Source organism: Pseudomonas sp. MYb327 (assembly GCF_040438925.1).
Taxonomy (GTDB): Bacteria; Pseudomonadota; Gammaproteobacteria; order Pseudomonadales; family Pseudomonadaceae; genus Aquipseudomonas.
Genome location: NZ_CP159258.1, coordinates 1,634,458 through 1,646,614, shown reverse-complemented (window position 1 = coordinate 1,646,614; position 12,157 = coordinate 1,634,458). Strand labels below are relative to the sequence as shown.

At 59.9% G+C, this 12,157-nt stretch carries 9 protein-coding genes and 2 riboswitches; of the genes, 5 read left to right on the top strand and 4 right to left on the bottom strand.

The genetic code is table 11. From position 1 onward, the window contains the following. Positions 1 to 2: 2 nt before the first annotated feature. Positions 3 to 1,070 carry a cobalamin biosynthesis protein CobW gene (gene cobW / locus ABVN21_RS07425; RefSeq protein ID WP_339556800.1) on the bottom strand — a complete coding sequence of 356 codons (1,068 nt, stop codon included), beginning with the start codon at positions 1,068 to 1,070 and terminating at the stop codon, positions 3 to 5. Between the two features lie 98 nt (positions 1,071 to 1,168). Beyond that, positions 1,169 to 1,381: riboswitch (cobalamin riboswitch) on the bottom strand. Positions 1,382 to 1,482: 101 nt separating this feature from the next. After that, positions 1,483 to 1,708, top strand: a riboswitch (cobalamin riboswitch). Between the two features lie 121 nt (positions 1,709 to 1,829). Here cobW and ABVN21_RS07420 point away from each other — a divergent pair. The 4 genes from ABVN21_RS07420 (at position 1,830) to cobM (ending at position 3,981) form a co-directional block, all read left to right on the top strand. Continuing rightward, on the top strand, positions 1,830 to 2,024 hold the full coding sequence (locus ABVN21_RS07420; RefSeq protein ID WP_339556801.1) for a CbtB-domain containing protein: 195 nt from the start codon (positions 1,830 to 1,832) through the stop codon (positions 2,022 to 2,024). A gap of 11 nt (positions 2,025 to 2,035) precedes the next feature. Beyond that, positions 2,036 to 2,740, top strand: a complete 705-nt coding sequence (locus tag ABVN21_RS07415) for a CbtA family protein (RefSeq protein WP_339556802.1) — start codon at positions 2,036 to 2,038, stop codon at positions 2,738 to 2,740. After that, a complete protein-coding gene (locus ABVN21_RS07410) occupies positions 2,737 to 3,150 on the top strand; it encodes a cobalamin biosynthesis protein (protein ID WP_339556803.1) in 414 nt (137 codons plus the stop codon). The genes ABVN21_RS07415 and ABVN21_RS07410 overlap by 4 nt, the downstream gene beginning before the upstream one ends. Before the next feature lie 84 nt (positions 3,151 to 3,234). Continuing rightward, the gene (gene cobM, locus ABVN21_RS07405) at positions 3,235 to 3,981 is read left to right on the top strand and encodes a precorrin-4 C(11)-methyltransferase (protein WP_339556804.1); all 747 of its coding nucleotides are present in this window, start codon (positions 3,235 to 3,237) and stop codon (positions 3,979 to 3,981) included. 141 nt (positions 3,982 to 4,122) lie between these two features. Here the strand turns inward: cobM and nfuA are convergent, their stop codons facing one another. The 3 genes from nfuA to ABVN21_RS07390 form a co-directional block, all read right to left on the bottom strand. Further along, positions 4,123 to 4,707, bottom strand: a complete 585-nt coding sequence (gene nfuA, locus ABVN21_RS07400; RefSeq protein ID WP_007912592.1) for a Fe-S biogenesis protein NfuA — start codon at positions 4,705 to 4,707, stop codon at positions 4,123 to 4,125. A 57-nt stretch (positions 4,708 to 4,764) separates the two neighbouring features. After that, positions 4,765 to 5,799, bottom strand: a complete 1,035-nt coding sequence (locus ABVN21_RS07395) for an acyltransferase (RefSeq protein ID WP_339556175.1) — start codon at positions 5,797 to 5,799, stop codon at positions 4,765 to 4,767. A gap of 162 nt (positions 5,800 to 5,961) precedes the next feature. Then, positions 5,962 to 8,271 carry a fatty acid cis/trans isomerase gene (locus ABVN21_RS07390; RefSeq protein WP_339556174.1) on the bottom strand — a complete coding sequence of 770 codons (2,310 nt, stop codon included), beginning with the start codon at positions 8,269 to 8,271 and terminating at the stop codon, positions 5,962 to 5,964. Positions 8,272 to 8,426: 155 nt separating this feature from the next. On the opposite strand from ABVN21_RS07390, the gene metH reads away from it, so the two are divergent. Further along, entirely contained in the window at positions 8,427 to 12,137 is a 3,711-nt protein-coding gene (gene metH / locus ABVN21_RS07385; protein WP_339556173.1) for a methionine synthase, read from the top strand. Positions 12,138 to 12,157 lie beyond the last annotated feature (20 nt).

Here is a 12,157-nt window from a genome sequence, read left to right as displayed (position 1 = left end):
ACTTACACGCTGAGCGCGGCGCGCAATTGCGCTTCGAGCAACGCGGCATCCAGTGCCTGGCCGATCAACACCAGACGCGTCGTGCGTGCTTCTTCAGCGCCCCACTGACGGTCGAAGTGTTTGTCGAAACGCGTGCCCACACCCTGGATCAGCAGGCGCATCGGCTTGCTCGGGATCGCGGCGAAACCCTTGACGCGCAGGATGCCGTGCTGGACCACCAATTGGGTCAGCGCGTCCATCAACAGGCTTTCGTCGGATGCCGGCAGTTCGATGGAAATGGAATCGAACGCGTCGTGATCGTGGTCATCATGATCGTCATCGTCGTGGTGATGATCGTGATGGCTGTGGCGGCTATCGATGTGTTCTTCGGAACCGGCGCCGAGGCCGATCAGTACGTCCAGTGGCAAGCGACCGCTGCTGGCTTCGATTACCTTCACTGCCGGCGGCAATTCTTCGGCAACTTCCAGGCGTACACGGGCCAGGTCTTCGGGGCTGATCAGGTCGGCCTTGTTGAGGATCACCAAATCGGCGCTGGACAGTTGGTCGGCGAACAGCTCGTGCAGCGGTGATTCGTGATCCAGATTCGGGTCGAGTTTGCGCTGAGCGTCGACTTGATCCGGGAATGCGGCGAAAGTGCCGGCGGCCACGGCCGGGCTGTCGACCACGGTGATCACCGCGTCAACGGTGCAGGCGCTGCGGATTTCCGGCCACTGGAAGGCCTGGACCAGCGGTTTTGGCAGGGCCAGGCCGGAAGTTTCGATGAGGATGTGGTCGAGGTCGCCACGACGGGCCACCAGTTCGCGCATCACCGGGAAGAACTCTTCCTGGACGGTGCAGCACAGGCAGCCGTTGGCCAGTTCATAGACGCGGCCGTTGGCTTCTTCTTCGGTGCAACCGATGGAGCACTGCTTGAGGATTTCGCCGTCGATGCCCAGCTCGCCGAACTCGTTGACGATCACCGCGATTCGACGGCCCTGGGTGTTGTCGAGCATGTGCCGCAGCAAGGTGGTTTTGCCCGAGCCGAGGAAGCCGGTAACGATGGTGACGGGGAGTTTGGCCAGTGTTTTCATCGGATGCCCTTTGGCAAGGTGGCGGGCATTCGGGACGAGAACCGGCAACGCACAAGCGCGCCAGAAGCGTTCGCCACCGGATCACCCCGCCCGGTTGTAGTGAGAATCTGTATCGAGGCAGGTCTCCTGGCTGACGGTGTGCCAGTCACTTGACTGGCGTTCGCTGCGCCTTCCCGCGGGCTCAAGGCTTGAGCGTGCAGTGGCGTGGCAGCGAACATCACCGTTCACAGTTGCGGGGGCAGCCGCGGCATTGACCGCGTTCCCTTCTTAGCTTCGACAAACGCCGAAGAACCTCGAAAGCGCAAGGCTACGCATCGTATTGGGGCGGGTCAATGTCCGTGAGGCGCCCAACCTCCCCTGTGCCGCAAACGAGAACCCTTGCCAATTGACGCCCGCCCCTCGCCCATGCTCTCCTACGCACCTTGTTACGGGTGCCCTTCACAGGGTGAAACGGGAAACCGGTGAATCATGTGCTTTACTCAAAGCCATGTCAGTCCGGTGCTGCCCCCGCAACGGTAAGCGAGCGAAGCGTCAGATCCACTGTGCCATTGCGGCATGGGAAGGTGATGCTTGCAGGTCAAGGCTAACGCCTGCGCCCCTCGTGAGCCCGGAGACCGGCCCGCAACACAAAGTGACCAATACGATCACTGAATCAACAAACCCGCGGTGGGCGGGCGCTGTTCGAACCTCTGCGCGCTCGGTCGTGCCGGGTTCTGCTCGCGCTCTTATTCCCCCGCTGACAGCACAAAGGGAAGCGCCATGTCGATCATCAGCAGCACCGGCCACAGCACCACCGCCAGCAGCACCACTACCCTCACTCAACGCCTGACCGCCGCCATTTGTGCGTCGATCCTCGGTGCGTGCCTGGTGTATTTTGCCGGTTTCTCGCACATCGAAGCAGTCCACAACGCTGCCCACGATACGCGCCACAGCGCCGCGTTCCCATGCCATTGAGACCTGCCGACATGATCAAGCGTATTGCGCAAACTGCAGGTTTCACCGGTCTGTTGGCCGCCCTGCTGCTCACCCTGCTGCAAAGTCTCTGGGTGTCTCCGCTGATTTCACAAGCCGAAACCTACGAGAAATCGGAACCCGCCGCGGTTGAAGTCCACGAACATGCCGCTGGAGTCGCGGCTCACACCCACGATGCCGAAGCCTGGGCGCCGGAAGACGGCTGGCAGCGCGTGCTGTCGACCACCGGTGGCAACCTGGTGGTGGCTGTCGGCTTCGCCCTGATGCTCGCCGGTCTCTACACCTTGCGCGCGCCAACCAAAACTTCTCAAGGCCTGCTCTGGGGCCTGGCCGGTTACGCAACTTTCGTGCTGGCGCCGACGCTTGGCTTACCGCCTGAACTGCCAGGCACCGCCGCTGCCGATCTGGCACAGCGACAAATCTGGTGGATCGGTACGGCTTCCTCCACCGCTGTCGGCATTGCACTGATCGTATTCAGCCGCCACTGGCTGATGAAACTCTTCGGCGTGGCGATCCTCGCCGTTCCTCACGTGATTGGCGCGCCGCAACCGGAGGTGCATTCGATGCTCGCCCCGGAAGCCCTTGAAGCGCAGTTCAAAATCGCTTCGCAGTTGACCAACGTGGCATTCTGGCTGGCCTTGGGCCTGATCAGCGCCTGGTTGTTCCGCCGCAAAAGCGATGGTCCATACCACGCATGACGGATCCCGGCACAGCGCCGACCCTGGTGGTCGGCCTGGGCTGCCAACGAGGCTGTCCCGTCAGCACGCTACGAGCGTTGCTTGATCAGGCACTGCAAGCGCACCAAATAGACATCCATGAAATCACGGCCCTGGCGAGTATCGACTTGAAGCGTGATGAGCCGGCCCTGATAGAACTCGCTGAGCAGCTTGGTCTGGAAGTGATGTATTTCAGTAGCGCACAGTTAGCCGGTTATCAGCCGCAACTTAGCCATCATTCGGACATCGCGTTCGAGCGCACGGGCTGCTATGGCGTGGCGGAAAGTGCCGCGCTGGCCCTGGCTGAACAGCTTGATAATGCACCGGCGAAACTGCTCATCCGGCGACAAAAATACGCCCAGGCCACTCTGGCATTGGCTGGCGCGGCATAAAATCCCCGATAATCCGCGCATTCAATCATGAGCAATCTTCATCTGAAGCCTTGCCCAGCCCCTTTTTTCTCACAGGAACCGACGATGACCGTCTACTTTATTGGCGCAGGTCCCGGCGACCCGGAACTGATCACCGTCAAGGGTCAACGGCTGATTCGCAGCTGCCCGGTGATCATCTATGCCGGCTCGCTGGTCCCCGCCGCCGTGCTCGAAGGGCATCGCGCCGAACAGGTGGTCAACAGCGCCGAACTGCACCTGGAACAGATCATCGAATTGATCAAGACCGCCCACGACAACGGCCAGGACGTGGCGCGCGTGCATTCTGGCGATCCGAGCCTGTATGGCGCCATCGGCGAGCAGATTCGCTACCTGCGCGAACTCGGCATTCCTTTTGAAATCATTCCTGGCGTGACCGCGACGGCGGCCTGCGCGGCGCTGTTGGGCGCGGAACTGACGTTGCCGGACGTGTCACAGAGCGTGATCCTGACCCGCTACGCCGACAAAACCGCAATGCCGACTGGAGAAGAACTGGGCAACCTGGCGCAGCACGGGGCGACCATGGCGATTCATCTGGGGGTCAATCATCTGGAGAAAATTCTGGTTGAATTGCTGCCGCATTACGGCGCGGACTGCCCGATTGCGGTGATTCATCGGGCGACATGGCCGGATCAGGATTGGGTGGTAGGGACGCTTGAGGACATTGCCGAAAAGGTCGAGGCCAAGGGGTTTAGGCGTACCGCGTTAATATTGGTGGGCCGGGTGCTGGGCAGTGATCACTTCAGTGAGTCGTCGCTTTATCGTGCGGGGCATGCTCATTTGTATCGCCCTTAGGCCCTTATCGCTGGCAAGCCAGCTCCTACAGTTGACCGCGTTTCACTGTAGGAGCTGGCTTGCCAGCGATAGGGCCAGTGAATTTCACCCATAAAAAAACGGCACTCACGGGTGCCGTTTTTTATGCTCGCAGCGAACACCTTAGTAATAGGCGTTTTCTTTCTGCGTGTGGTCGGTCACGTCCCGCACACCCTTCAGCTCAGGAATACGCTCGAGCAACGTGCGCTCGATGCCTTCCTTGAGGGTCACGTCTGCCTGGCCACAGCCCTGGCAACCGCCGCCGAACTGCAGAACGGCGATGCCGTCCTCAACCACATCGATCAGGCTGACCTGACCGCCGTGGCTGGCCAGCCCCGGGTTGATCTCGGTTTGCAGGTAGTAGTTGATACGCTCGTTGACCGGGCTGTCGGCATTGACCATTGGTACTTTGGCGTTAGGTGCCTTGATGGTCAGTTGGCCGCCCATGCGGTCGGTGGCGTAGTCGACAACGGCATCGTCCAGGAAAGCTTCGCTGAAATGGTCGATGTACGCGGTGAAGCTTTTCAGCCCCAACGCCGTGTCTTCAGGTTTTTCTTCGCCCGGCTTGCAGTAGGCAATGCAGGTTTCGGCGTACTGGGTGCCAGGCTGGGTGATAAAGACGCGGATTCCGATACCCGGGGTGTTCTGCTTGGAGAGCAGATCAGCCAGGTAATCGTGGGCGGCGTCGGTGATGGTAATAGCGGTCATGGAAACTCCTCGCAGGCTTGGGCGCAGTTTACGCCAATCATCGCGCCGGACAAAGTCCTAGTATTTTTGTCGGGAAAGAACCGGAACTGGCTCATCCTTCGCTTCACCGTCAATCCAGTCTTTAAGCCACCGATAGCTGCATTTTTCCACCCATTCGTAACTTGCCCACGATCCCAACCCGATGGTCGCCACACAGATCGCGAACATCACGTAGGGATTTATCCCATAGCGCTGTGCGATGAAACCGCCCGCAGACAATACCAGGACGTGCATCAGGTACACCGAGTAGGAACAATCGCCGAGCAACTTGAACAATCTGTTGTTCGCGAAAAACCGCTCGAGCGACATGCAAGCCAGGACCAGCACCGCACTCGGCAGGCCCCAGGCCAGCAACCGTGGCTGCGGAGCCGCGTGGTAGATCACCATCAACGCGCCGACGATGCCCAGCAACGGCAGCCAGAGTCTGGGTTTGATCCAGCCACGGCGGTAGATCATCCCGATGGCGATCCCCAGTAAAAACTCGTAAACGATATCCGAGCGATAAAACTCGCTGACCCAGCCATATCCGGTCCACGCCTGACACACCGCAAACAGCAGCGCTGCGACGACCAGCAACCGGACCTGCAGGCGAAACAGCAGCGCCCAGGCAAACAGCACGTAGAACAGCATTTCGTAGTTGAGCGTCCAGCCGACATTTAGCGTCGGATAAATGCCGTAGCCACCAGGATTTTGCGTAGGAATAAACAACAACGACAGCAAGAAATGCGACCAGTCGACCGTCTGATCCGGCAACACGGGCTTGGCGAACACGACCAGCAGGGCCATCAGCACCGTATACAACCAGTACGCCGGGACAATGCGAAACAGTCGATACAGCAGAAAGCGGCCAGGCGGGAGCGACTTGCTTTCAGTGGACAGGAAAATCACCAGCCCGCTAATGACGAAGAAGATGTCGACGCCCACCGCGCCCTTGTCGATGAACATCTGCCCCACTGGCCCGCGAGCGTGAAAGTCGAAGAAAATCTGCATGAAATGGTGGCAAACCACCGTCCAGGCCGCGAGCGCGCGAAGCGCCTGCACTGAAATCAACATCGATGGCCCTCCCGATAACTCGACTCACCCCAATCCCTTTATTGGAGCTGGCTCGCCGGCGATGGCGCCATCCCAGTCAACATTGATGGCTATCGCGGGCAAGCCAGCTCCTACAGGATTGGCGGTGCCTATAGAGTCCGACACCGGGTCATCGTCAATCGATCAAAGATTCTCGTAGCGGTTCATGTCCAGCACGCCCTCTTCCACCGGGTCGGTTTCATGGATATAGCGGCTCAGGTCATGGAAATACTGCCAGAACTGCGGATGGCTGCGCCGCACGCCCCAGCGCTCGACGATTTTCTCGAAGCGGACCGCGTCCGTGGCGTTTTCCATCGCATCCACAAACTCTGGCACCTGCTCGGCGGGGATGTTGAAGATGAAGTTCGGGTAACTGCTCAGAACACCCGGGAAAATGGTGAGCGTATCCAGCCCAGGTTGGTACCGCAGCGACTCGCCGATCAGAAACGCCACGTTGCTGTGCGCGCGATTGCGCAACAGGCTGTAGACCTCGCGCTTCCCGCTCACGGTTTCGACGCGCAGCATGGTCGCTTCCGGCAGTTGATCGATGACCTTGAGGCCTGCCGCCGGACGTGATGTCAGGCGACTCAACGCTTGTTCGGCTTCCTGCAAATCCGCATCGATGTTCGGCCGCGAGCAATAGGCGCCGTCGCAGCGATTGATGGGATCAGGCTTGGCGTTCAGGTCGCCGTAGCGTGCCAGCAACTGCATGGCGAAGTCGCGCTTGGGATCATTTTCATTGAGTTTCAGGGCGGTCGGCGTGTCGTTGTCGATGGACTCGTAATCCAGCCACATTTTGAATTTACCGCCGTCCTGATACCAATCATCGAGGTAGCCATCGCGGGAGTCGGCCGGCATCAGGCGCAGGAAGTTCTGCTCGGCACCATTGCGAATGAGGTCGAAATACAGCCGCGTCTGGGCCTGATGGGACACGTTGCCAAACACATCGAAATTCACTGCCAACTGATAATAGGTACGCTCCAGCAGCGGAAAGTCGAACAGCCACATTGTCTGCGGCACCTCCCCGATCAGCCCTTTGGTGACTGCGGCGCTGTCGAAATGCCTGAAGATGCTCAACAGCGCGTTGTCATTGCCGGCCCACAGGCTCGACCAGCTCGGCGGCGGCAGATCAGCGTAACTGTCCCGACGCAGCGCCTCGTATTCATTGCGTTTGTCGCGGTAGTCGTGCCACAGGGTCAAGACACTGCCAACGTCGTCGTTCTGCCCCGGCATCGCCAGCAACGGCGTGGCCTGGCCGCGATAGTTCGGGTCGGTAATGTAAAGGTCATGCTCCGGCGCCTGGAACAGCGCCCAGAAATTATCGCGAATCACGTCGGTGGCGATCTGGCCCCGGCAGACCGGGCCACGAATAAAGGTGCGCACGAAATACTCGGCGTTATCGAGCATGAACTGATAACGCGCCTGCGCCGGGATCGCTTCGAAAGTCGAAAACGGATTGGCCCGGCGTTCCGGCCCGTAGCCCGGCAAGGCATCGGCTTGCCAGTTGCCGTTATAAAAGAGGCTTTTGACCCGCGCCATCTTCGCCGCGCTGAGCGGATAGGTGATGTGAGTCTTGTGCACGATCACACCCTGCACCGGCCACAAGCGGTAATAGACCTGAGTGCCGGGGTCGTCATTCGGCCGACGGGTATTGATCAAGTCGATAGGCTGGCCGGTCGGCGTGCGCGAACGCACCCACTGGAAGAAATGCCCCGGCTCGCCGTCCTTGAAATAGATGTGCGCGAGAAACCAGTGCTCGAACAACCAGCGCCCTACCAGACTCTGGCGGGCGCCGGGGGCGTTGAGCAGGTTTTCCCACTGCACCACCTGCAAGGCTTCCTTGGCACTGGGCACCAGGCCTTGTTCATCGATCGGAGCACCGGAAGCCAGCCAGCGTTGCAACGTCTGGTATTGCTGATCGGTCAGGCCGGTCACCGCCAGTGGCATGCCCTGCCTCGGATGGGAGCTGGCGTAGCCGTCAAACTCTGCCGGCATGGCGCACATGTTTTCGCGGTTCAGCCCCAGGGCGATGTTTTCGGGCAATTTGGCATTGGGTTGCAGCGGGGTTTGGTGGCCCAATTCCAGCATGCGCGCCATCAGCGCGGCCTGGTTGCCCTGGGCGTCGAGTACCGAATAGAAGCCCTTTTGCTGCCACGCGCGCTTGCCAAAAGCGTCATAAAACAATCGGGTCGGCGCAGCAGCCTGGCTGCGATCACCGTCGTAGACCGGAGTTTTGCTGGCGCCGCGTGCCGCCCCTTCGCCACTGCCCAGGTTGAGCTGACAGGCAGAGTCGTAGCAGGCGTGGCAGGCCACACATTTATCAGTGAAGATCGGTTGAATGTCGCGACTGTAGGAAACAGAAGGAGAAACGACAGCAGAAATTGCCGGGGTTTGCGCAGCGGCGCCCCAGCTTACTAACAGCAACACACTGCTGACGACGAAGCGATACGACATGTCCCTGATCCTGATCCTTGAAAAACGCCGCGATTCTACCTGTCCACCCGCCCCGCCAACATGAGCGATATTCATGCAAATTCCGGACATGCTCTAAATGCGCACAGGTTTGCTATCATCCGGGCCCTTCGTCATGGTCTTACCGAGTAGTCCAAATGTCCGATCGCAGCGTTCGCCTTCAAGCTCTCAAGCACGCCCTCAAGGAGCGCATCCTGATTCTCGATGGCGGCATGGGCACGATGATCCAGAGCTATAAGCTTGAGGAACAGGATTACCGTGGCAAACGCTTCGCCGACTGGCCGAGTGATGTCAAAGGCAACAACGACCTGTTGGTACTGACCCGCCCGGACGTGATTGGTGGTATCGAGAAAGCCTACCTGGATGCCGGCGCCGACATCCTGGAAACCAACACCTTCAACGCCACCCGCATTTCCATGGCCGATTACGGCATGGAAGAACTGGCCTACGAACTGAACGTAGAAGGCGCTCGCCTGGCGCGCAAGGTCGCCGACGCGAAAACCCTCGAGAACCCGGACAAGCCACGCTTCGTCGCCGGCGTTCTCGGCCCGACCAGCCGCACCTGCTCGTTGTCCCCGGACGTGAACAACCCCGGCTATCGCAACGTAACCTTCGATGAATTGGTAGAGAACTACACCGAAGCCACCAAGGGCCTGATCGAAGGCGGCGCCGACCTGATCCTGATCGAAACCATTTTCGACACTTTGAACGCAAAAGCCGCGATCTTCGCCGTGCAAGGCGTGTTCGAAGAGCTGGGCATCGAACTGCCGATCATGATTTCCGGCACTATCACCGACGCCTCCGGCCGCACCCTGTCCGGCCAGACCACAGAAGCGTTCTGGAACTCCGTGGCCCACGCCAAGCCAATCTCGGTCGGCTTGAACTGCGCCCTCGGCGCCAGCGAGTTGCGCCCGTACCTGGAAGAGCTGTCGAACAAGGCCAGCACCCACGTATCGGCTCACCCGAACGCCGGCCTGCCGAACGAATTCGGCGAGTACGACGAACTGCCGTCGCAAACCGCCAAGGTCATCGAAGAATTTGCCCAAAGCGGCTTCCTCAACATCGTCGGCGGTTGCTGCGGCACCACGCCGGGCCACATCGAAGCCATCGCCAAAGCCGTGGCCGGTTACGCGCCGCGCGAAATTCCGGAGATCCCGAAAGCCTGCCGCTTGTCGGGTCTGGAGCCGTTCACCATCGATCGCAACTCGCTGTTCGTTAACGTCGGCGAGCGCACCAACATCACCGGTTCCGCCAAATTCGCCCGCCTGATCCGTGAAGACAATTACACCGAAGCCCTGGAAGTCGCCCTGCAGCAGGTCGAAGCCGGCGCCCAGGTGATCGACATCAACATGGACGAAGGGATGCTCGATTCGAAGAAGGCCATGGTGACCTTCCTCAATCTGATTGCCGGTGAACCGGACATCTCCCGCGTACCGATCATGATCGACTCCTCCAAGTGGGAGGTGATCGAAGCCGGCCTCAAGTGCATCCAGGGCAAGGGCATCGTCAACTCGATCAGCATGAAGGAAGGCGTCGAGCAGTTCATTCATCACGCCAAACTGTGCAAGCGCTACGGCGCCGCCGTTGTGGTAATGGCGTTCGACGAAGCCGGTCAGGCCGACACCGAAGCGCGCAAGAAAGAAATCTGCAAACGCTCCTACGACATCCTGGTCAACGAAGTCGGCTTCCCGCCGGAAGACATCATTTTCGACCCGAACATCTTCGCCGTAGCCACCGGTATCGAAGAACACAACAACTACGCTGTGGACTTCATCAACGCCTGCGCCTACATCCGCGACGAACTGCCGTACGCCCTGACGTCGGGCGGCGTGTCCAACGTGTCGTTCTCGTTCCGCGGCAACAACCCGGTGCGTGAAGCGATCCACTCGGTGTTCCTGCTGTATGCGATCCGCGCCGGCCTGACCATGGGCATCGTCAACGCCGGGCAACTGGAGATCTACGACCAGATCCCGGTCGAACTGCGCGACGCCGTGGAAGACGTGATCCTCAACCGCACTCCGGAAGGCACCGACGCCCTCCTCGCCATCGCCGACAAGTACAAGGGCGACGGCAGCGTCAAGGAAGCCGAGACCGAAGAATGGCGTAGCTGGGACGTCAACAAGCGTCTGGAGCATGCGCTGGTCAAGGGCATTACCACCCACATCGTCGAAGACACCGAAGAGTCCCGTCAGTCCTTCGCCCGCCCGATCGAAGTGATCGAAGGCCCGCTGATGTCCGGCATGAACATCGTTGGCGACCTGTTCGGCGCCGGCAAAATGTTCCTGCCGCAGGTGGTGAAATCAGCCCGTGTGATGAAGCAGGCCGTGGCCCACTTGATCCCGTTCATCGAGCTGGAAAAAGGTGACAAACCGGAAGCCAAGGGCAAGATCCTGATGGCCACGGTAAAAGGCGACGTGCACGACATCGGCAAAAACATCGTGGGCGTGGTGCTGGGCTGTAACGGCTACGACATCGTCGACCTCGGCGTGATGGTGCCGGCGGAGAAAATCCTCCAGGTCGCCAAGGACGAAAAGTGCGACATCATCGGCCTGTCCGGCCTGATCACCCCGTCGCTGGATGAAATGGTCCACGTTGCCCGCGAAATGCAGCGCCAGGATTTCCACCTGCCGTTGATGATCGGTGGCGCGACCACCTCCAAAGCGCACACGGCAGTGAAGATCGAACCGAAGTACAGCAACGATGCGGTGGTGTATGTCACCGACGCTTCCCGTGCTGTCGGCGTGGCGACCCAGTTGCTGTCCAAGGAACTGAAGGCCGGTTTCGTCGAGAGAACCCGCGAGGAATACATCGAAGTCCGCGAGCGCACCGCCAACCGCAGCGCCCGTACCGAACGCCTGAGCTACGCCGCGTCGATTGCGAAAAAACCGCAGTTCGACTGGAGCACCTACGAACCGGTCAAACCAACGTTCACCGGCAGCAAAGTGCTGGATAACATCGACCTGAAGGTGCTGGCCGAATATATCGACTGGACGCCGTTCTTTATTTCCTGGGACCTGGCCGGGAAATTCCCGCGCATCCTTGAAGATGAAGTGGTCGGTGAAGCCGCCACCGCGCTGTACGCCGACGCACAGGAAATGCTCGCCAAACTGATCGACGAGAAGCTGATCAGCGCCCGTGCGGTGTTCGGCTTCTGGCCGGCCAACCAGGTGCGTGACGATGACATCGAGCTCTACGGCGACGACGGCAAGCCATTGGCCAAACTGCATCACCTGCGTCAGCAGATCATCAAGACCGACGGCAAGCCGAACTTCTCCCTCGCCGACTTCGTCGCGCCGAAGGACAGCGAACTCACCGACTACGTGGGTGGTTTCATCACCACCGCCGGCATCGGCGCAGAAGAAGTGGCCAAGGCCTATCAGGACGCTGGCGACGACTACAACTCGATCATGGTCAAGGCTCTGGCCGACCGTTTGGCCGAGGCCTGCGCCGAGTGGCTGCACCAGCAGGTGCGTAAAGAGCATTGGGGCTATGCCAAGGAAGAAACCCTCGACAATGATGCGCTGATCAAAGAGCAATACTCTGGCATCCGCCCTGCTCCGGGCTACCCGGCGTGCCCGGATCACACCGAGAAAGCCACGCTGTTCGCCCTGCTCGACCCGCAAGCCCGTGAAATGCAGGCTGGCCGCAGCGGCGTGTTCCTCACCGAGCACTACGCGATGTTCCCGGCGGCAGCAGTCAGCGGCTGGTACTTCGCGCACCCGCAGGCGCAATACTTCGCCGTCGGCAAGATCGACAAGGATCAGGTGCAGAGCTACACCTCGCGTAAAGGTCAGGAGTTGAGCGTGACCGAACGCTGGTTGGCGCCTAACCTCGGTTACGACGAGTAAAAACAAAAGATCGCAGTCTT

What these genes read in the sequence shown, in the direction of transcription:
- cobW (WP_339556800.1), bottom strand. Translation starts at nt 1,070, where the DNA reads ATGAAAACACTGGCCAAACTCCCCGTCACCATCGTTACCGGCTTCCTC.
- ABVN21_RS07420 (WP_339556801.1), top strand. Translation starts at nt 1,830, where the DNA reads ATGTCGATCATCAGCAGCACCGGCCACAGCACCACCGCCAGCAGCACC.
- ABVN21_RS07415 (WP_339556802.1), top strand. Translation starts at nt 2,036, where the DNA reads ATGATCAAGCGTATTGCGCAAACTGCAGGTTTCACCGGTCTGTTGGCC.
- ABVN21_RS07410 (WP_339556803.1), top strand. Translation starts at nt 2,737, where the DNA reads ATGACGGATCCCGGCACAGCGCCGACCCTGGTGGTCGGCCTGGGCTGC.
- cobM (WP_339556804.1), top strand. Translation starts at nt 3,235, where the DNA reads ATGACCGTCTACTTTATTGGCGCAGGTCCCGGCGACCCGGAACTGATC.
- nfuA (WP_007912592.1), bottom strand. Translation starts at nt 4,707, where the DNA reads ATGACCGCTATTACCATCACCGACGCCGCCCACGATTACCTGGCTGAT.
- ABVN21_RS07395 (WP_339556175.1), bottom strand. Translation starts at nt 5,799, where the DNA reads ATGTTGATTTCAGTGCAGGCGCTTCGCGCGCTCGCGGCCTGGACGGTG.
- ABVN21_RS07390 (WP_339556174.1), bottom strand. Translation starts at nt 8,271, where the DNA reads ATGTCGTATCGCTTCGTCGTCAGCAGTGTGTTGCTGTTAGTAAGCTGG.
- metH (WP_339556173.1), top strand. Translation starts at nt 8,427, where the DNA reads ATGTCCGATCGCAGCGTTCGCCTTCAAGCTCTCAAGCACGCCCTCAAG.